The sequence below is a fragment of the Hungatella sp. genome, from assembly GCF_046966825.1.
In genome coordinates this window covers 45,248-65,517 of the sequence record NZ_JBKVCZ010000008.1, presented here as the reverse complement: position 1 = coordinate 65,517, position 20,270 = coordinate 45,248, and the positions used below count along the sequence as shown (strand labels likewise).

At 51.3% G+C, this 20,270-nt stretch carries 15 protein-coding genes; 12 read left to right on the top strand and 3 right to left on the bottom strand.

The annotated features are described in order from the left end of the window. The 3 genes from ACLTD4_RS04370 to clpX all read left to right on the top strand — a co-directional run. Positions 1-2,127: LCP family protein (locus tag ACLTD4_RS04370; protein ID WP_320965793.1), on the top strand; the 2,127-nt coding region annotated here is incomplete at its 5' end. 173 nt (positions 2,128-2,300) lie between these two features. After that, positions 2,301-4,172: a trypsin-like peptidase domain-containing protein gene (locus ACLTD4_RS04365; RefSeq protein ID WP_412331148.1), complete on the top strand. Its 1,872-nt coding sequence runs from the start codon at positions 2,301-2,303 to the stop codon at positions 4,170-4,172. A 616-nt stretch (positions 4,173-4,788) separates the two neighbouring features. Then, positions 4,789-6,153, top strand: a complete 1,365-nt coding sequence (gene clpX / locus ACLTD4_RS04360) for an ATP-dependent Clp protease ATP-binding subunit ClpX (protein ID WP_412331150.1) — start codon at positions 4,789-4,791, stop codon at positions 6,151-6,153. 1 nt (position 6,154) lies between these two features. On the opposite strand, the gene ACLTD4_RS04355 is transcribed toward clpX, so the two are convergent. Beyond that, complete coding sequence (locus tag ACLTD4_RS04355) at positions 6,155-7,912, bottom strand: S8 family peptidase (protein ID WP_242356222.1); 1,758 nt, start codon at positions 7,910-7,912, stop codon at positions 6,155-6,157. 117 nt (positions 7,913-8,029) lie between these two features. Here ACLTD4_RS04355 and ACLTD4_RS04350 point away from each other — a divergent pair, with 117 nt between their 5' ends. The 3 genes from ACLTD4_RS04350 (at position 8,030) to ACLTD4_RS04340 (ending at position 10,210) form a co-directional block, all read left to right on the top strand. Continuing rightward, positions 8,030-8,497, top strand: coding sequence for a signal peptidase II (locus ACLTD4_RS04350; protein WP_002601580.1), 468 nt, complete (start codon positions 8,030-8,032; stop codon positions 8,495-8,497). A 90-nt stretch (positions 8,498-8,587) separates the two neighbouring features. Then, complete coding sequence (locus tag ACLTD4_RS04345) at positions 8,588-9,856, top strand: hemolysin family protein (RefSeq protein ID WP_320922573.1); 1,269 nt, start codon at positions 8,588-8,590, stop codon at positions 9,854-9,856. A gap of 12 nt (positions 9,857-9,868) precedes the next feature. After that, the gene (locus ACLTD4_RS04340) at positions 9,869-10,210 is read left to right on the top strand and encodes a DsrE family protein (RefSeq protein ID WP_055654922.1); all 342 of its coding nucleotides are present in this window, start codon (positions 9,869-9,871) and stop codon (positions 10,208-10,210) included. Positions 10,211-10,351: 141 nt separating this feature from the next. On the opposite strand, the gene ACLTD4_RS04335 is transcribed toward ACLTD4_RS04340, so the two are convergent. Further along, complete coding sequence (locus ACLTD4_RS04335; RefSeq protein ID WP_002601577.1) at positions 10,352-10,711, bottom strand: TIGR04086 family membrane protein; 360 nt, start codon at positions 10,709-10,711, stop codon at positions 10,352-10,354. A gap of 169 nt (positions 10,712-10,880) precedes the next feature. On the opposite strand from ACLTD4_RS04335, the gene ACLTD4_RS04330 reads away from it, so the two are divergent. Continuing rightward, positions 10,881-13,007, top strand: a complete 2,127-nt coding sequence (locus ACLTD4_RS04330; protein ID WP_412331147.1) for a YcxB family protein — start codon at positions 10,881-10,883, stop codon at positions 13,005-13,007. Positions 13,008-13,424: 417 nt separating this feature from the next. On the opposite strand, the gene ACLTD4_RS04325 is transcribed toward ACLTD4_RS04330, so the two are convergent. Further along, positions 13,425-14,042, bottom strand: a complete 618-nt coding sequence (locus ACLTD4_RS04325; protein ID WP_320922579.1) for a TetR/AcrR family transcriptional regulator — start codon at positions 14,040-14,042, stop codon at positions 13,425-13,427. A 109-nt stretch (positions 14,043-14,151) separates the two neighbouring features. Here ACLTD4_RS04325 and ACLTD4_RS04320 point away from each other — a divergent pair, with 109 nt between their 5' ends. The 5 genes from ACLTD4_RS04320 to scfB all read left to right on the top strand — a co-directional run bounded on the left by ACLTD4_RS04320 (position 14,152) and on the right by scfB (position 20,262). After that, a complete protein-coding gene (locus ACLTD4_RS04320; RefSeq protein ID WP_412331146.1) occupies positions 14,152-16,131 on the top strand; it encodes an FAD-dependent oxidoreductase in 1,980 nt (659 codons plus the stop codon). 47 nt (positions 16,132-16,178) lie between these two features. Next, a complete protein-coding gene (locus ACLTD4_RS04315) occupies positions 16,179-16,970 on the top strand; it encodes an SDR family NAD(P)-dependent oxidoreductase (RefSeq protein WP_055654942.1) in 792 nt (263 codons plus the stop codon). A gap of 27 nt (positions 16,971-16,997) precedes the next feature. Next, positions 16,998-18,392, top strand: coding sequence for an MFS transporter (locus ACLTD4_RS04310; RefSeq protein WP_055654944.1), 1,395 nt, complete (start codon positions 16,998-17,000; stop codon positions 18,390-18,392). Between the two features lie 199 nt (positions 18,393-18,591). After that, complete coding sequence (gene scfA, locus ACLTD4_RS04305; protein ID WP_002601553.1) at positions 18,592-18,738, top strand: six-cysteine ranthipeptide SCIFF; 147 nt, start codon at positions 18,592-18,594, stop codon at positions 18,736-18,738. Between the two features lie 129 nt (positions 18,739-18,867). Continuing rightward, positions 18,868-20,262 (top strand): thioether cross-link-forming SCIFF peptide maturase, encoded by a 1,395-nt coding sequence (scfB, locus tag ACLTD4_RS04300; protein WP_055654946.1) that lies wholly within the window; start codon positions 18,868-18,870, stop codon positions 20,260-20,262. The last annotated feature ends 8 nt before the right edge of the window (positions 20,263-20,270 follow it).

Below are 20,270 nucleotides of genomic sequence, written 5' to 3'. Positions count from 1 at the left end.
AACGGCGGAATGCAGGGAGGAAACTCCAGGGCCGCAGGAAACGGCGGAATGCAGGATGGAAACGTCAGGCAATCCGGAAATAGCGTACCCCAGGGCGGAACTGCCAGGAATGCAGGAAACGGTGCGCCGCAGGGCAGTTTAGGAAACGGATCGAGGAATGCAGGAAACGGACAGACCCAGGGCGGTATGAGACAGGCCGGAGCGGCGGGTAATGGAAATGGCAGGGCCCGACAGGAAGGTGGAAGACCGGACGGAGGAAATCCGGTTCAGGGCGGAATGTCGAGAACAACTGGAAGACCTTCCGGGAATGGACAGCCTCAGGGCGGCGCCGGGAGATCCTCAGGAACCTCCGGCTATGAGCCGAGGCGTCAGACGCTTCAGGGAGCCTCGCTTCAGATCGGTGACGGCGGAAGCGGTTCAGGCGGAATGGGAGGAAGGAAGCCTCAGGACGCAGCGAACCGGGCAGCAGCAAGCCGTTCGGCGGCACAGGCTGCGAAGAAGAAAAAAATCAGAAGAATCATTGTTATGGCAGTCGCGGAAGTGCTGACACTGATTTGCATTGGGTTTTATGGTTATGCGCTGCGATTAAACAGTTCCTTGATTCATTCCAACGATTTTGACAAGAGCAAGGTAAAGAATACAGAACTGCCTGTCGCTAAGACGGAACATATGCAGGGATATATGACAATTGCTGTGTTTGGTGTGGACAGCAGAGATGGAAACGTACATAAGGGAACGAATACCGACGTGATCATGCTCTGCAACATCAACCGCGATACGGGAGAGATTAAGCTGGTATCCGTTTTCCGTGATACGTATTTAAACACCAGCAGCGGCGGAACTTATAATAAAATCAATTCCGCCTATGCGAACGGCGGCGCCGAGCAGGCGCTGGCGGCACTGAACCGGAACCTGGATTTAAATATCGAGGACTATGTGACCTTTAACTGGAAATCTGTGGCAGATGGCATCAATATGCTGGGCGGTATCGATGGAATCGATATCAGTAAGGCAGAATTCCGCTACATCAATTCCTTTATTACAGAGACTGTACAAAAGACCGGCGTCCCGTCCACTCAGCTTAAGTCGGCGGGTGTCCAGCATCTGGATGGAATCCAGGCAGTTGCTTATGGCCGTCTCCGTCTGATGGATACGGACTATGCCAGAACAGAGCGTCAGCGTCTGGTTATTCAGAAGGCATTTGAAAAAGCAAAACAGGCCGATCTCGGCCTTTTGAACCGGATTCTTCTGATGGAAGTGGAACAGGTCGAGACATCGCTGTCATTCAGCGATTTAACCAGCCTGATTCTCGATATCGGCAAATACCATATCGGTGAAACCGGCGGCTTCCCATTTGCCCGGGATTCCATGATTATGGGTAAGAAGGGAGACTGTGTTATTCCTCAGACGCTGGAGTCGAATGTAACGGAACTCCACAAATTCCTGTATGGAGAAGAGGGATACCAGACGACTGATTTGGTGAAGAAGATCAGTGCGAAGATCTCGGCTGATTCCGGTATGTATAAAAAGGGAGTCAGTGTAGATCATGTTCCGACGGATCAGGGATACGTTCCAAAAGAGACGAAGGAGACGGATGAGACAAAGAAAACGACGAAGGAATCCGATGAGATTGACGAGCGGGAGTCCACATCAGAGGGCACATCGATCGAGGAGACGGATGAGAACGGAGATCCTATAAAGCCGACGAAACCGGGAGAGACGACGGCGGATGGCACGAAGCCAACGAAACCGGGAGAGACCACAGCGGATGGTACGAAGCCGACGAAACCAGGGGAAACCACGGCAGACGGCACGAAACCGACCAGTTCGACGAAGCCGGGAGAAACCACGGCAGATGGCACGAAGCCAACCAGTCCGACGAAACCGGGAGAGACGACATCGGCGGTTAAACCTTCCTCACCGGGAGATGAGACCACGGAATCGTCGGATTCCAGCACGGGACCTGGCGTAAAGCCTACGACGGCGCCTCATGAGTCCACCAGCGCACCGGAGACAACATCTCCGGGACCGGGCGGTTCAGCAGGGCCAGGAGGCGGAGGAACCGTACAGCCGGGCGGTTCAGGGAACGATGATGTAATCACGGTACCACCGCCAAACGCGGCATAAAGCATACTTAAGACATTCAAAAAGACATCTTTCAGGACTTTAAAAGCCCGGAAGATGTCTTTTTTTGCGATTTTCACATATTGAATATAATTTTATCACAAAATAGTCACATTTCATTGATAGACTTCAAATATCAAAAGAAAACAAAGGAAACAGGAAAGGGGATAGTTTTTATGTATAACGAAAATGAAAACAACGATCTGGGCCGTACGACTCCTGAAGAACATAAAGAAGAACCTATTACAACGAACTTTACAATGAGAGATCCGGACCCGGAAGAAGCAGCACGTGAAAACGGCTATGAGAGTAAAGAGACTCAGCCGGAGTACACAAGACAGGAGAGCCGATCCGTATATGGACAGCAGCCCTATACGGAAAACCAGAGCCAGGGGATGAATCAGAACCAGGGCGCGAATCAAAGCCAGGGAATGAATCAGAGCCAGGGCGTGAATCAAAGTCAGGGGATGAATCAGAATCAGGGCATGAACCAGAGCCAGGGCGTGAACCAGGCTCAGAATCAGCAGACATACAGACCTGCGCAGCCGATGGGACAGAACCCATACCAGAGCGGCCAGAATGCATATCAGGGCAGCCAGAGTGGACAGAACGCATATCAGGGCAGCCAGAGCGGGCAGAACGCATATCAGGGAAGCCAGAACGGTCAAAGCCAAAACGCATACCGTTCCTCCTATGGTTATCAGCAGACGTCACAGAATCAGCAGTCCTATGGCGGGCAGCAGGGAATTCCGCATTATCAGGAGCACCAGTATCAGAGAATGACGCAGGGACCCGTTCCGGAAGGACCGAAGCCGCCGAAGAAGAAATCAGGTTTTGCAAAGAGAGCGGCAGCGATTGTAGGCGCAGCTCTGGTATTCGGTGTGGTAGCCGGAAGTACCATGGTTGGAATCAATTGGGCGGCTGGCAGCTACAATCAGAGAAATCAGGTGGAGATCAGCCAGGCTGAGACACTACCGTCATCAGATGGTTCAGCGGCTGCATCTTCGGACAGCACATCGGGTCAGGTAAGTGGAATGGCTGCCAATATGGACGTATCTGCGATTGTTGATAAGGCAATGCCGTCAGTAGTTGCCATTACGAGCAAAGTAATCTATGAGAGCCAGACATTCTTCGGCCCGATGCAGAGAGAGGGCGTAGGAAGCGGTTCCGGTATTATTGTAGGAAAGAATGATGATGAACTTCTGATCGTTACAAATAATCATGTGGTACAGGGCGCCGAAGAACTGAAGGTAACCTTCATTGATCAGACTCCTGTGGATGCCGCAATCAAAGGAACAGACGCAGACAGCGATTTAGCAGTGATTGCAGTGGCACTTAAGGATATTCCGTCCGATACACTGAGCCAGATCGCCATTGCCAGCCTCGGCAATTCCGATAATATCAAGGTAGGCCAGGGCGTTGTGGCAATCGGTAATGCACTCGGTTACGGTCAGTCCGTAACAGTCGGATATATCAGCGCACTCGACCGTACTGTACAGACAGAAGACGGCGTGAGCAGGGATCTTCTTCAGACAGATGCAGCCATCAATCCAGGCAACAGCGGCGGCGCACTTTTAAATATGCAGGGCGAAGTCATTGGCATCAACTCAGCCAAGTATTCTTCAACAGAAGTAGAAGGCATGGGATATGCAATTCCGATCTCCAAGGCTCAGAATATTATTGATACTCTGATGACAAAGAAGACCAGGACTCAGGTGGCAGATACAGAGCAGGGGTATTTAGGCGTTCAGATCAAGAACATTGATGCGGCAACCAGCCAGCAGCTTGGCATGCCACAGGGCGTTTTCATCTATAAGATCGTGGAAGGCGGCGCAGCTTCCAAGTCTGACCTCCGCGAAAAAGATATCATTACTAAATTTGACGGACAGAGCATCAAGACATACGATGATTTAACCAACATGCTGAAATACTATGAGGGTGGAACAACCGTTACCGTAACGGTACAGTCTCTGGAAAATGGTCAGTATGTGGAGAGAAATGTAGATATTACACTGGATAAGAAACCGGTAGAGAATTCCGTGAACTGATAGGGAAGAGACCGGCCGATTCAGGGAAGTAACAGCGCGCAGGCGCGCGGAGAAGGCTGAAAGAGTCTTCTCCGCGCGTTTTTTTGATTGGAAGGGAAAATTCGTCTTATGAAATAAACCCCTTCCGGGGGCTGCACACTGCGCGCTAAGGAGATATGGCCGCTGAAGCGACCGTGCTCCGGCGCGCGCGTCCGGTTTGTCAAACTTTTTGTCCAAGCATTTTACCATTTTACGGTAAAGAATGGAAGGAAGTTGTTAAAAAAGTCTAAAATGCGGCAGTGCTCTTGTAGGATGAAAGTAAATGATTTATAATGAACAGGTGTGCCGGCAGTGAAATACGGCGGACAGAACGATAACGAATAATGATAACACATAGCGATGAAGCATAACGCTAACTCATAGCGCTAACACATAACGACAACGCATAGCGATAACATATAGCAACAACGCATAGCGATAACATATAACAACAACGCATACCGACAACATATAACAATCACATATAACTTAACATATAAAAGGAGATTAAATTTTGGAAGATAAAGAATATCTGGAAGAGACAAAGGACAGAGACGAGGGCGGCAAGGCTGTTTCGGAAGAGGCGGGAAAGACGCCTGTGAAGGACGATGACGAGTATGAGAAGATCTGTTACGTCTGCCGCAGACCGGAGAGTAAGACCGGTCCCATGGTTACCATGGGCGGGATGAATCTCTGCCATGACTGTATGCAGAAGGCATTTGACTCGGTGACACAGGGGGGATTTGACCTGTCGAAGATTCAGAATATGCCTTACATGAACTTAAACTTAAGTGAGTTTGGCAATCTGACTAATCAGGATGTGGAAATTCCGAAGAAGCAGAAGATCAAAAAACGGACTCCCGAGGCGAAGAAGCCGGAGTTTGATTTAAAGGATATACCGGCGCCCCATGTGATCAAACAGAGACTGGATGAGTACGTGATCGGACAGGAGCAGGCCAAGAAGGTAATTTCTGTTGCGGTTTACAACCATTATAAGCGTGTTTTCCTGGTGGATTCCGACAAGAGAGATGAGGAAGGAAACGTACAGATTGAAAAATCCAATATTTTGATGATCGGGCCGACAGGAAGCGGAAAGACGTATCTTGTAAAGACTCTGGCGAAGCTTCTGGACGTGCCGCTGGCGATCGCGGACGCCACCTCATTAACGGAGGCCGGCTACATAGGCGACGATATTGAGAGCGTGGTCTCCAAGCTTCTGGCCGCGGCCGATAACGATGTGGACCGGGCGCAGCGCGGTATCATCTTTATCGATGAGATTGATAAGATCGCGAAAAAGAAAAATACCAACAGCCGGGACGTGAGCGGCGAATCGGTTCAGCAGGAGCTCTTAAAGCTTCTCGAGGGCAGTAATGTGGAAGTGCCGGTCGGCTCCAACCAGAAGAACGCTCTCACACCCATGACCACCGTCAGTACGGATAATATCTTATTTATCTGCGGCGGAGCGTTTCCGGATCTGGAGGACATTATTAAGGAGCGTTTGACGAATAAGTCTTCTATCGGATTCGCAGCAGAGCTTAAGGATAAGTTTGATAAGGATCCTAATATTTTAGGCCGTGTGATGAACGAGGATTTGAGAAAATTCGGCATGATTCCGGAGTTCCTGGGCCGTTTGCCGATTACGGTTACCCTGCAGTCACTGACAAAGGAGCTGCTGGTGAGAATCTTAAAGGAACCGAGAAATGCGATATTAAAGCAGTATGAGAAGCTGCTGGAACTGGATGAAGTAAAGCTTGTATTTGAAGATGACGCACTGGAATGGATCGCAGAGCAGGCCATGAAAAAAGAAACCGGAGCCAGGGCCCTTCGTTCCATTATCGAGGATTTCATGCTGGATATCATGTATGAAATCCCGAAGGACCCCGAGATCGGTTCCGTCGTCATTACGAGAGCATACCTCGATAAAAACGGAGGTCCTCTCATCCGAATGAGAGGCTATCATTAATTTACTCTCTGATACGTAAAAAGGTCTGATAGAGATCCAGCGTACCGTATCCCCACTCTCGGTTGGGATAGGTGTAGGCTGGATTTCTGTTTGCCCCACGGATTAGATAGGCGCGTACACTGGCATCGCTCATGGCGGGATTGTTGCCCCGGACGATGCCCCAGGTGAAGAGGTCGGCCACCGCCCCGGCCACATGGGCCGCAGCCACGGAGGAGCCGGTGCGCCGCGTCATGGGGAAGGTTTCACCGGCTCCTCCCGGCGACAGTCCGGGACCGTAGACGTTGACACCGGGGGCGGCCAGGTCCGGCTTAATTAAACCGCCCCGGGAATATCCCCTGCTGGAGTGGATGTAGATGCTGTTATTTATGTGGTTATAGGTACTGACCGTGATGGGAACCGCAGCATTGGCCGGTTCCGTGATCGTGGTGTCAGGGTCGGAACGCAAAAAAAAGGTATCCTCGTCGATGAAACCCTGGATGGGGAGCCACATATGGAAGATTCCGGTGATAAATAAGGAATTGTAGACACGGACGTGCCAGATTCCTGCGGTCGGAGCATCGAAGCGCATCAGGACAAACTGGCTGCCGGAACCGATCTCCGAGGTACGGTAGTTGATGGTAATAACCGTTTGCTCCAGGGTAAATGGAACCGTGATTTCCGCCCCCAGGCCGATGGGAAGCCGCGGGATTGCCTCACCTGTGGGGGAGACGAATCCTACGGTATAGAGTTCCGGTTCCGTTGCCCACAGCTCAAGGAAGAAGCCGCGTTCCCCGCTGGCTACCCGTATTTCCACGTCGTCGTATTCCTGGCCGCTCAGCAGACGTCCCATGTAATGATGGCGCAGCCCTGCTTCATTGCCGGCCGGGAGGACGGCGGAGACTCCTACAAGACGCCCGATGTTGCCTAAGACCAGGCCAAGAGGCGAAGTGCCGTCGTGGCTTCCGTAATTCGTGCCAAGTCCGATGTAGATGACGAGAGGAAGGCCCTGCCGAAGCGCCAGCAGTTCCAGGTATTTGATTCCCATCATGATATCATTTTCCTGATAGGCAATGGCGTCCTCAGGGAGTAAGTAAAAATCCCGGAGATATTGTTTGGCCGGTTTCAGCTTCACGACTCCGATGGAGCATTTGGGGGCGGCGCCTGTGAAGTCCTCGTTTGCAGTCGCTCCACCTGCCGCGATACCCGCCATAAAGGTGCCGTGTCCGGAAGTATCGGTGGAAGGAACGATGGAGAGCGGGTCAGGAGAGAGCAGCGCCTCATCGATCTGAGGTTTTAAAAATTCCTGCCCATAGGAGAAGCTCATGGCCGGTACGGCAGCGGGAATCCCAAAGGGAGCGTCCATGGTGCCTATGGGCGCGGGAAGCGTCTGGTCCCAGATACCGAGAATCCGGGAGCTGCCATCCGGGAGCCGGAACAGCGGATTGCGGTAGTCGATTCCTGTGTCGATGAAGCCGATCATGGTGCCTTCCCCACGCAGATTCAGCGTTGGCTGCTCAAAGGTCTGGATAATGCCGGAGGCTTCCATGCTGGTGGTATCGAGCAGGGTATAGAGCGTGGGAATGGCGGTATAAGTATATTTTTTTGTGGTGATAGGAAGGAGCGGTTCCAGCAGACTATATACAATGGCAAATTCCTGATCGACATAATCGATACAGCCCGCCTGCTGCTGCAGGATGATGTCTTCCGGAGAACTGTTGTTGTGGTGTATGATAAAGTCCCCGTACTCTTCCGAGGCGGGATTAAAATCACAGACTGGCATGAAAAAAACTCCCACATTCTTTTTAGTAATGTATGCAGGTTCGGGGGCGGGAATTACTGGACTATGGATAAAAAACATAGTAAAATGGAGATAATAAAGACGGAAGGAGTGTGCGTCATGGTATTTATTGGTATCATCGTGCTGCTGGCAGCAGTGGATCTCTGTATAAAGAAGGCGATTGAAGAGCAGGAGGAATCCTCCTTTCCAAAGGAACTGAACGGAACGGGAGGCAAAATTATGCTGCACAAGAACCACAATCCCGGGTTTTCCTTTGGATTTTTAAAAGAGAGACCGGAATATGTGAAGATGGTTCCTCTCGCCGTGGCTTCGTTCATCGGCGGCGGCCTCGCGTGGATGCTGCCTAAGAAGGGAAACCTCGCGGATAAGATTGCCTTATCAGTGACGCTTGGCGGCGCTGTCAGCAACTTGTACGACCGCCTGGTGAGAGACTATGTGGTGGATTATTTCAGTATTCAGTGTGGCAGATTAAAACGGGTTGTATTCAACTTAGGTGATATGTTTATCTTCTTTGGAGCGGGAATGATGCTGGTTCTGGAGATGATAAGAGCGTGGAAAGAACGCTAAATTAAGGGATAAAGCGGCCGCCTTATTGACACGGCCGCTTTTCTATTGTAGAATCAACAGTAAAATATAAAACAATAGGAGTTGATTTTTTTGGATTCAAGTGACTATATACAGTTGCTTATTTTGATTCTGTTAATTGGATTGTCTGCATTTTTCTCTTCCGCGGAGACTGCGCTTACCACGGTGAATAAGATTCGGATCAGAAACCTGGCGGAGGCGGGCGACAAGAGCGCCGTTACGCTGACGAAGGTTCTCGAGGACCAGGGTAAGATGCTGAGCGCGATTCTTGTCGGCAACAACGTTGTGAACCTGACGGCTTCCTCCATGTCCACGACACTGGCCATGAATATCTGGAGCAATAAGGCGGTTGGTATTGCAACCGGCGTTCTGACGCTGGTTATTCTGGTATTCGGTGAGATATCCCCGAAGACGATTTCTACCCTGTATTCTGAGAAGATTTCATTAAAATATGCGAAGATCATCTATCTGTTCATGACAGTCATGACACCGGTGATTTATGCGGTTAACGTGCTGTCCTCCGGATTTCTGCGCCTTGTCCATGTGGACCCTAACCGGAAACAGGAGGCCATTACCGAGGATGAACTGCGTACCATCGTGGAAGTGAGCCACGAAGAGGGCGTGATTGAATCGGAAGAGAAGAAGATTATTAATAATGTGTTTGATTTCGGCGATTCCGTGGCAAAGGACATCATGGTTCCGAGAATTGATATGGCCATGGTGGAGGTCGGCGCCACCTACGATGAGCTGATCGATATTTTCCGTGAGGAAAAATATACGCGTATGCCCGTATACGAGGAGACGACGGACAACGTAATCGGTATCATCAACATGAAGGATGTACTCCTCATCGATCGGAATGAAGAATTTCATGTCCGCGACCTGCTCCGTGAGCCGCTCTATACATATGAGTATAAGAACACGGCGGAGCTGATGGTGGAGATGCGCCAGACCAGCAACAACATGATCATCGTCCTGGACGAGTATGGCGCTACGGCCGGTATGATCACGCTGGAGGACTTACTGGAAGAGATTGTCGGTGAGATCCGGGATGAGTACGACGAGGATGAAGAACAGGAACTGGTGGAAGTCGGCCCTGGAGAATATGTGGTGGAAGGCTCCATGAAGCTGGACGATTTAAACGATCAGCTGGATCTGGAACTGGAATCCGAGGACTATGATTCGATCGGTGGTCTGATTATCGGGCAGCTGGACCGCCTTCCGGAAGAAGGCGAGAGCGTCGTCTGTGACGGGATCCGCCTGGTTGTGGACAGGCTGGACAAGAACCGGATCGACCGGGTGCACATGTATCTTCCGAAGGAGCAGAACATTGACGCGTAGGGAGGCGGCAGTATGAAGGTGATTTATCATATCGATGAGATGGACAGATGGCCCCTGGTGCTTGGGAATGTCAAGAACATGACCGCTTACTATCATGAGCAGAAGGAGAGCTACACCATCGAAGTGCTGGCCAACTCGGCCGCGGTGAACGGGTATGCAGTGACGTCACCGGAGCATGAAGACGCCATGAAGGCCCTGGCAGGAGAAGGCGTGGTATTCGCCGCCTGCAGCAATGCCCTGAAGGGGAACGCCATGACGAAGGATGATATCTTTGATTTTATCACCGTGGTTCCGGCCGGCGTGGTGGAACTGGCGGCGAGGCAGGCCGAAGGGTATGCCTATATCAGGCCATAACAAAGAAAAAAAGAGAGTGCCGGAGACGCGGCCCGTGGAGCAGATTAAGCTCCATAAGCCGATGTCTCCGGCACTCTTTTTTTAGTAACACAGGAAAGTTTCGCTCATGCGCTGCCCCGTATCTCTCCAAAACGGGGATAATCAGCTGATCATCCCGCCGATGGTCCCGCTGGCCGCGCAGATGGCCATGGTGGTGAGAATCTGGTTCATCGTTCCGTTCAGCCCCTTGTTTAACAGGAAGGAGACGGCTAAAAGCACCAGGAAATAGACGAGTCCCAGCGTCAGCCCCCAGAAAAAGCGGCGCTGCCGTATGCTCTTTCCCATGATGAGTCCGCCGACTAAACAGGTGATGATGTAGACCGCGTTGACACCGATGCGGATCTGTCCCTCCTTTAAGCGGAATTTATAGAGGGCAAAGGCCAGAACAACCAGGAGAATTCCGGTCAGTATGTACGAGATGAGCAGGGTTTTTAATGTGGCCTGCAGCTTTGATTTTTCCATTTGTTTCTCCCCCAATCTTGTCTTCTGGTTCAGTATATTCTGGGAGAGAGGGGGTTATTCATAGAAAATTATCGGTCAACCTGCGAAGGGAAGAAAATGATCGGAAGAAAGTATGGCATTTGCCCCGATTTTTGCTTATAATGAAGTTAATTTACCAGGGGGATTTTACATGAACGATAAATTGACTTATGAGCTGAGTGATAAAGAGTACAAAGAGTTTATCCATTGGTTTCACGGAACGTATGTGAAAATGCGAAAAGCAAGGCCGGGAAGAAATGATTTTTCCTGCCTGAAGGAACCGGTGGAGATGACCGTGAAGGAAGAGATAATCCATGCCAGAAGCGGGGCGTGTGAAGCATATATTCTGTACGGCGCTATAGAGCGGCTTTACGAGCTGGAAACGCTTTTCGTATTTTACGATATGATGCGCTTTTGGGCGGTGCCGAAGCGCCTGCTGGGAAGAGAAGAAGAGGCAATCGCATGGCGGGCGGATTTTGAGCGCCGGATTAAGGAAATGGGGAAGATGCGGATCTCCTTTCAGGAGGCGGCCGATATCTGCGCGGACAGCAGATTTGCACCCTGCCGGTATATCAGGCAAATTGAGGAAGTGAAGGCAGAGTATGGCCTTTTGCGCGTCAGCAGAAGGGAAATGGAACACTTAAGGAAGCTGGGAACATTTCCGTACCGCATGATCGGGGAGCAGATGGTGGCAGCAGGACGGAGAGGTCTGATAGAAATCACGGAACGCGCGGCTGTGATTCATCCTTATGAGAATATCAGCGGTGTATTTTACACAAAGCAGACGCTGTATCTTGTGGAAAAAGAGGGGGACGGCCTGCTGCTGCCTCTTGCCGCGCTGGGAGGAATGGAGGGGGCCGAAGCGCTGATGCGCGTCTGTGACGCCCGATGCCGATTCAACAATCCCGCGTTTCGCCTGAAAAAGAAGTCTGTGCCGCTTACGGTGAGATGGAATATGCCGGGGAAGGCCGCTGCGGCGATATGCTGTGTGGCGGCGGTGGCAGCAGGCGTCATGACTCTGGGGGCGCTTTATGATGTTAATGGGAGCGGAGGAATAAAGACGTCAGTTTTTGGAGCACCGATGACAGGCTCCGGAGAGAGGATGGCTGCTTCCGGAGAAGTAAGCGGCAGTGAGCTGCTTGTGGTTATCCCGGATGACGCGGTATTTGATGCAGTTACGGAGGAGGGCACCTTTGTATCTTCGTCAATGTTCTACCGGATCACTCTTCCCGGGGACGGCTGGGAGATCAGTCAGGATCAGTATAATTCTTTCGATGCCCTGAGTTCGGACTGGGGACAGGTCAGTGTGACAGGCGGGCTGTCCAGTGCATATGAGGGGTATGACGTAACGGAGATGCTGCCGAAATCAAAGGCGGAATATATCGCCAAGACTTACGGGGGCGCCGCGGCCTTCGCTTCGGAGGTGGAGGTGATCGGTTATAATCTGGAAAAATCCGGGGAGTGGACGATCGTGAGCCGTGAAATACGGAGTAAAGGCGGGGACGGTGTCCGGCACGTGATCGGACTCGATGTCTACGGACCGAAACGGTATTATTCCCTGAGCATTACGCCGGAACGTGAAGATGATGTGAGCCTGCAGACGGCAAGAGCAGTACGGGATTCCTTCCGGGCCGCCGATACATCGGTGGGAATCTGCAGAACCATGGAAGAGAAGATATTTCACGGATACTACGGCGATAATGTCTATATGACCAGCTGTCTCGTCCTGATGGAGCATGCCATGAGTGATGAGGAGATCGCAGAGAAGCTCAGGGAAGTGAAGAAGATCCGTAATGGCGCCTATCCTGCGTCAGGGGACGCCCTGGCGGTCAGAACGCCGGAAAGCAAGTGGCTGGGGATCGATTGTCCGTCACTCCAGCAGAACTGTACCAGGGAGGCGGCGAAGGCGGTGGCGCGCATCTTTCAGTCGGAGGTCATTCTTTACGATGAGTTTGACGGAGACCTACTGATGGTGGCCTACTCTGACGCGGATCAGAAACATGCGTATGAGAGGGCCGCGGCCAACGGGCCGTGGATTCTTGAGTCGGAATTTCAGATTTACGGCAAGGAACAGAACTTCCCGGAGGATCTGCTGAAATATATGGATATCTCCAAAGAGGAGGCGGAGGCGATCTGGAAGGACAGCAGCTACGTGTTCCAGATGGAAAAATGGGTGGAACTTGTGGGGCATATGACGAAAATGCCCGTGCCGGAGGAATTTGTCGGGTTTCATGGAGCCGAGGCATTGGACGAGGCGTTTCGTGTGGTTAAAGAGTGATGGTGGAGTGCGGCAAAACTTGCATCATATGGTAAATAGAAATTACGGAAAACCGGTTTTATCGGGATTGATTGAGATCCTGATAGAGCCGGTTTTCTGTTTTTGTGGAGAATCTTTGCTGGTAAAGGTTTCTCTGTGCAGACTGAATCCGTTGCAGACTGAATCCGGCGCAAGTCATATCTGGCTTAGATTGTATCCGGCATAAACGATATCTATCGCAAAATGCACAAAAAATCAGCCGCAGAATTGTGCATAAGGGGAAATATGCATGATTTCCGAAGAAAATATTGATAAATTATTGACATTCTCTAAAAGTGAATGTATTCTAAAACTGAACATATTCATAAAAAGAATATGTTCAGTTTTAAGACGAAAATAAAGAGCTCCTCCAGGGGAACTCTTCTCTGCCGCCTTTCATCAGCCTTCTTTCATGCCCTGTATGTCTTCCTGAATCCAGGCATTCATAAGAAGCAGAATATCGTGTTTCACCGTGTCATCGTCAAAGAAATATCCTACTTTCTTTCTCGTAACCTCAGAGTGGGAGTACTGGATCGAATCCAGGACGCTGGCGTGGGACAGGAGGATGACCTCTTCTGTATGAGGGCAGAAGATACGAAGAACGGAGGCAATCTCTTTTAAGTAAAGCTGGGAGATATCACGGACCCCCTCATAGTTTTTGCCGACGGTGACCAGGTCTTCCTGCGCGGCTTTCGCCAGGCTGACGGTTTTTTCGTCCCGGTCGAAGGCGTTGGAGTTATCGATCAGATAGTCGGCCAGCTCCTCCGGTGTGCGTATGGCTTTCATCTCATCAATAGAATGAGAGATAAATGCGATGGCGTGTTCATTCCAGATATCAGCCAGAACATCGCGCTTTGTTTTGTAGTGGTTATAGAAGGAGCCGATGGAATAACCGGATTCCGTAACGATGTCCTGAACGCTTGTATTCTTATATCCATTTTCCAGGAAAAGCCGGAGAGCGGCGGCTTTTATCTCCTGATGGGTCATTTCAGATTTTTCTTTCTGGCGAAGGCTCATGTGATTACCCGCTTTCTGTATAATTTCATGTTCAGTATTTTATTATAACAGGATTACCTCTCTTTGTGAAGAGAGGGGTATGACATAATACACTTAAGGAGGGTTTTATATGAATCACTATCCACACATTTTTGCACCTGGTAAGATCGGTTCTGTAGAGGTGCGCAACCGCACCGTCATGTCCGCGATGGGGACCAACATGTCGGATCATGGCTTTGTCAATGACGCCATCATCAATCACTACGTGGAGCGGGCGAAGGGCGGAGTCGGATTAATCATCATCGAGGTAACCTGTGTAGACACGCCTCTGGGGTTAAACACCGTGAACATGCTGGTGGCGGATGACGACAAATACATACCTGGACTTGCAAAGCTTGCAGCGGCCATCCACGCACAGGGGGCAAAATGTTTTCTGCAGATCAGCCACACGGGACGCGGCGCACGCAGGAAAAATATCGGGGCGCAGCCGGTAGGCCCTTCCGCCGTGGCAATGCCATTTTCCTATATGATGGGATTCGGCAATGAGGAGCCGCGGGCACTTACCATCGAAGAGATCCGCACGATTGAGGACAAATACGCGGCCGCGGCTGTCAGGGCGCAGAAGGCGGGCTTCGACGGAGTGGAACTTCACGCCTGCGGATATTACATGGGCCAGCAGTTTCTGTCATCTACCGCCAATATAAGAACCGACGAGTACGGCGGAAACCCGGAGAACAGAAGCCGATTCTATACGAATATCATCGGGAAAATCAGGGAAGCCTGCGGTACGGATTTTGGCCTCGTTGTAAAGCAGGCGGTGATGGAGGCCGGAGAACAGGGTGGAATCACCATGGAAGAGGGGATGTTCTACGCCAATAAGTTCCTGACTGAGGGAGCCGACGGCATCGAGGTCATGGGCGGCTCCTGGAAGCCGGTGCCTGATATTGACGATATCCCCAGCACGGCGGACAAGCCGGGACGTATGCTGGGTCTTTCCGCAGTTGTGAGAAAGGCGGTTCTCTCCATGCCGGGAGAAAAGAAAAATCCTGTGTTTATCGGAGGAGGCCGCACGTATCTGCCGGCACTGGCCGAGGAGGCCCTGGCGGAAGGAAAATGTGACTTTATATTTATGGGCCACGGTCTTTTAGCAGAGCCGCACCTTGTGGAATACATGGAGCAGGACCGCTGCGAGGAGGTGCGCCCCTGTATCGGATGCAATCTGTGCGCCGATGACCAGCTTTCCTATAACCGCCATATCCGCTGCTCCTGCAACGCGGTGCTTGGAAACGGGGAAAACGACTATACGATGGAACCGGCGGCAGTGATAAAGAAGGTGCTCGTGGTCGGCGGAGGAATCGCGGGAATGGAAGCTGCGAGAACAGCTGCGAGGAGAGGCCACAAAGTAACGCTGGTGGAGCAGAAGGACCATCTCGGCGGCCAGCTGGATTACGCGGTGGCACCGCCGTATAAGGATAACTTAAAACAGCTGTATCCCTATTATGAGAAGCAGCTGGAGCTTAACGGCGTGGAAGTCCTGCTGAATACAACGGCGGACGAAGCGTATGTGGCATCCCGGAAGCCGGATGCGGTGATCTGGGCCTGTGGCGTCCGTCCGGCGGTGCTTCCGATCCCGGGATTTGAGAAACCCATAGTTTCTAGTGCGAAAGAGGTTCTTCTGGGTAAAACGGTTGGCAGCCATATCGTAATCATCGGCGGCGGAGTCGTGGGATGCGAGACAGCCGAGCTTCTGCTTCAGCAGGGGAAGACGGTGACGATCGTGGAGATGCTCGATACGCTTGCGGGCAAGATGGCCGCGACCACACGGTCCATACTGATGGGCCATTTGAAGGGACACGAACTGAAAACCTATATGGAGTGCGCCTGCCGTGAGATTACCGATAACGGAGTCGTAATCGAAGAGAAGGACGGAAAGAAAACGGAGATCGTGTGCGACGATGTGCTGATCAGCATTGGCGATAAGCCCAATAATGAGCTTTGCGAGCGCTTAAAGAGCCTGGTGCCGGAATTCTATAACATCGGCGACAGCGATAAGCCGGACAGCTTTGCAGCTTCTTCGTCGGCCGGATATTATACGGCGCTTGGCCTGTAGAAAAATAGAGCTTTTCAACATTAATTAGAGAAATGAGGAAAAATAATATGGACAGAATTAAAGATAAAGTTGCTATTGTTACCGCTTGTACGAGAGGAATTGGCCGTGCCATTGCCGACCGCTTTGCCGAAGAGGGAGCCATTGTTTACATGGCGGTGCGCCGTATGGACGCGGGCCAGGAGATCGCGGATGCCCACAATGCGCTGGGACGACGGGTCAAGGCAGTCTATTTCGACGGAGATATTCTGGAGACGATCGAACCCATGGTAAATCAGGTATATGAGGCGGAGGGGCGCATCGATATTCTGGTCAATAATTTAGGCGGCGGCGTGAAGCCGGGAAACAAAGATATTGTCGGGAGTGATATGGAAGCCATTTTAAAGGCATTTGAGTTTAATACCATTGTCACAGCCCTGTGTGCTCAGTATGCGATTCCGCACATGATCGCGGGAGGCGGCGGAAGCATTGTCAATATATCCTCTGAGACCGCGGTAGTGCCCCAGCTGACCAGAAGCTGGTACGGAATCGCCAAGACAGCGGTAAACGCTCTTACCGAGCACATCGCGATTCAGTACGGCCGCCAGAACGTGCGCTGTAATGCTGTCATGCCTCCATTTACGAAGACAGACGCTGTCAAGGTGCTGCCTCCGGAATTTGTGGAGCAGTATGCCAGAGCCGTTCCGATGGGACGCGTCGCGGAGCCGGAGGATATGGCCAATGCCGCTCTGTTCCTTGCCAGCGACGAAGCCTCCTTTATAACGGGACAGTGCCTGTTAGTCAATGGCGGCTACACGCTGCCGGGAGCTGATTACGCCGACAGCATGTCAGGGAAAGCATAAAATCCGGAGAAGGGGGAAGGAAAACTTATGGCTGGCAATGTGAATATAGAGCTGGATAATAGAAAAAAGGGGCTGGTAATCGCTGCCTGTATTATCATGTATTTTAACTACATGGTGATCAATCTGGGGTGCGGTGTGGCGCTGCCGAGACTCCTGACGGAAATTAACGCTATGAGCATCTACGCGGTAGTCACGGTATTCAGCTCCGTGGGTCTCATGATTGCGTCCCCGGTGGCGGGAAAATTCAGCGATACGCTGGGACGTAAATGGCTGACCGTCATTTCTCTGGCCGCGTATCTGGTCTGTGTGGCCGGAGGCGGTCTGGCGCGGAACGGATGGGTTCTCCTGGTATGCTGGGGGTTAAGCGGTATCTGCGGCGGTTTCTTCATCTCCTCCGCGTTCTCCATCATTGCGGACGTGACCGACATGAAGGAGCGGCCAAAATACTATGGATATCTGGCTACGGCATCGGCTGTCGGCATGCTGGCCGGACCTCTGCTGGCTGGAATCCTGGCCGATATGGGAATGGCGCGGGCGGCCTACTTTGTGGGAATTCCGCTGGGAATCGTGGTAATCGCCATTTATGTAACGTGTTATCCCAACAAAAAGATGGCGGTACATACGGGAAGCAAGGTGGACTTTGCCGGACTGATTTTACTGATTGTAAGTATCTGCTCTCTGGTCGCCTACCTGAATTTTGGAAATGTCATGTTTCCAAGAAAATCTCCTCTGGGCATGGCTCTGCTGGCAGTAGGAATTCTGGGGCTGGCCGCGCTGGTTATTTATGAGTACCGGGCGGAGAATCCGGTGATTTCCGTAAAACTGTTCCGGTTTAAGGAATTTCGGATCGCATGGATCTGCCACCTGCTCTTTACCATGTATGTGGTGACAGCCAGCGCCTACATTGTGCTGTTCGCCCAGAATGTCATGAATGTGTCCGCCACCGTCAGCTCCACTCTGAGCATGCCGCAGACAATCTGCAGCGCGGTGCTCGCCTCCTTCGTGGGTATGTTTATCGCAAAAAGCAGGAAGAACTACCGGACCGCCTACATGATTATGGGACTGGGCGGAGCCATTCCGCTGTTAGTATGGGCATTTTTCTTAAAACCGGATTCCTCCGTACTGGTAATCTATGGAATGACACTGCTTGGCGGTGTGGCCTACGCCTGCGACCAGGTAATCAACACGCCGTTCCTCCAGACGACGATGCCGAAGGAAAACTATGGCGCGGCCCAGGGAATGATCGCATTTGCAGGATCCGCCGGCGGAACAATCTGCGGTGCGGTTGCCGGAGCATTCTTAAACAGCGGCGCCCCTATGGAACAGTCACTCAGCAGGATCTATCTGGTATTTGGAATCTGTCTTGCCGTGGTATTTGCAATAGGCCTTTTGGGCGTGAAAAATCAGGAGGGAAAGGCATAAGGCCAGAAGCCGTTCTGCCTGTTTTCAGAAAAAGGAGAAGCTGTGAGAATGCGGATCATGTGTCTGCATTCTCACAGCTTCCCTCTTTTGCAGGGAAAAACTTCGGAAATCCCCGTAATCCCGGGGGCGTTTTACCTTGCACTCCTTAAAAACATGTGGTATAATCTCAAAGAATTAGGTAAATACAGGAGGTGTAAGAATGAAACACGTTAAGACATTAAATTCCAGCACATTAAAGGAATCTATGAAAAAAGGCGGTTGTGGCGAGTGCCAGACTTCCTGTCAGTCAGCCTGCAAGACATCCTGTACGGTGGGCAACCAGAGCTGCGAGAACAGCAATAGATAGTATGCCGGAATATGAGGCAGATGAGTGAAAAGACCCCTACGGTCGTAAGGACGGTAGGGGTTACTTCGCTTGTCTGCCCAAAACTCGTTTATGGCGTTAAAATATCGTTAAGACAAGGAGAACATTTCAGTGATTCATCAATATATCAATAATGGCTTCCATATTATCATGGATGTCAACAGCGGTTCTGTTCACAGCGTCGATCCGGTGATGTACGACGCGGTTGCGATTGTGGCGGAGCGCGTGCCGGAGCTTGCCGAACCAGAGAAGCTTTCGGAAGAAGTGGCGCGGGAAGTGATGGAGCGTCTATCCCCTACATATGGAGAAGCCGAGGTACAGGAGGCATTGGATGAGATCCAGTACCTAATCGACGCGGAAGAGCTTTTAACCACGGACCAGTATCACGATTACGTGGTGGATTTCAAGAAGCGGAAGACCGTAGTCAAGGCGCTCTGTCTCCATATTGCCCATGACTGCAATCTTGCCTGTCAGTACTGCTTTGCGGAAGAGGGCGAGTATCACGGCCGCAGGGCGCTTATGAGTTTCGAGGTGGGAAAGAAGGCGCTGGATTTCCTGATTGCGAATTCCGGGAACCGCAGAAACTTAGAGGTGGACTTCTTCGGAGGCGAGCCTTTAATGAACTGGGAAGTTGTAAAGCAGTTGGTTGAATACGGCCGTTCAAAAGAGAAAGAATATAATAAGAACTTCCGTTTTACCATGACGACCAACGGCGTTTTGTTAAACGACGAGATCATGGAATACTGCAACCGTGAGATGAGCAACGTCGTATTGAGTCTCGACGGCCGTAAGGAAGTCAACGATAAGATGCGTCCGTTCCGGGGCGGTAAGGGAAGCTTCGATTTAATTGTTCCCAAGTTCCAGAAGTTTGCCGAGATGAGAGGCGACAGGGATTATTACGTCCGCGGAACCTTTACCCGTCATAATCTGGATTTCTCCAAAGACGTGATGGAATTTGCAGATTTGGGCTTCCGCAGTATGTCGATCGAACCGGTGGTGGCAAAGCCGGAGGAAGAGTATGCCATCAGGGAGGAAGATCTCCCGCAGATCATGGAAGAGTATGACCATCTTGCCGAAGAGTACATCAAACGGAAAAAAGAGGGCCGGGGCTTTAACTTCTTCCATTTCAACATCGATTTAAATCAGGGACCATGTGTTGCCAAGAGGCTTTCAGGCTGTGGTTCCGGAACGGAGTACTTAGCGGTGACTCCGTGGGGTGATCTTTATCCCTGCCACCAGTTTGTCGGCCAGGAAGAATTCCTTCTCGGCAATGTCGATACAGGTGTGACCAACGAACGTATCCGCGATGAATTCAAGCTCTGCAACGTCTATGCGAAGGACAAGTGCAGGGATTGTTTCGCGAGATTCTACTGCAGCGGCGGCTGCGCGGCCAATTCTTATAATTTCCATGGGAGCATTACCGATGCGTATGATATCGGCTGCGCAATGCAGAAGAAGAGGATCGAATGCGCCATCATGATTAAAGCGGCTTTGGCTGAAGACTAAAATTAAAG

What these genes read in the sequence shown, in the direction of transcription:
- ACLTD4_RS04365 (WP_412331148.1), top strand. Translation starts at nt 2,301, where the DNA reads ATGTATAACGAAAATGAAAACAACGATCTGGGCCGTACGACTCCTGAA.
- ACLTD4_RS04355 (WP_242356222.1), bottom strand. Translation starts at nt 7,912, where the DNA reads ATGCCAGTCTGTGATTTTAATCCCGCCTCGGAAGAGTACGGGGACTTT.
- ACLTD4_RS04350 (WP_002601580.1), top strand. Translation starts at nt 8,030, where the DNA reads ATGGTATTTATTGGTATCATCGTGCTGCTGGCAGCAGTGGATCTCTGT.
- ACLTD4_RS04340 (WP_055654922.1), top strand. Translation starts at nt 9,869, where the DNA reads ATGAAGGTGATTTATCATATCGATGAGATGGACAGATGGCCCCTGGTG.
- ACLTD4_RS04335 (WP_002601577.1), bottom strand. Translation starts at nt 10,711, where the DNA reads ATGGAAAAATCAAAGCTGCAGGCCACATTAAAAACCCTGCTCATCTCG.
- ACLTD4_RS04330 (WP_412331147.1), top strand. Translation starts at nt 10,881, where the DNA reads ATGAACGATAAATTGACTTATGAGCTGAGTGATAAAGAGTACAAAGAG.
- ACLTD4_RS04325 (WP_320922579.1), bottom strand. Translation starts at nt 14,042, where the DNA reads ATGAGCCTTCGCCAGAAAGAAAAATCTGAAATGACCCATCAGGAGATA.
- ACLTD4_RS04320 (WP_412331146.1), top strand. Translation starts at nt 14,152, where the DNA reads ATGAATCACTATCCACACATTTTTGCACCTGGTAAGATCGGTTCTGTA.
- ACLTD4_RS04315 (WP_055654942.1), top strand. Translation starts at nt 16,179, where the DNA reads ATGGACAGAATTAAAGATAAAGTTGCTATTGTTACCGCTTGTACGAGA.
- ACLTD4_RS04310 (WP_055654944.1), top strand. Translation starts at nt 16,998, where the DNA reads ATGGCTGGCAATGTGAATATAGAGCTGGATAATAGAAAAAAGGGGCTG.
- scfA (WP_002601553.1), top strand. Translation starts at nt 18,592, where the DNA reads ATGAAACACGTTAAGACATTAAATTCCAGCACATTAAAGGAATCTATG.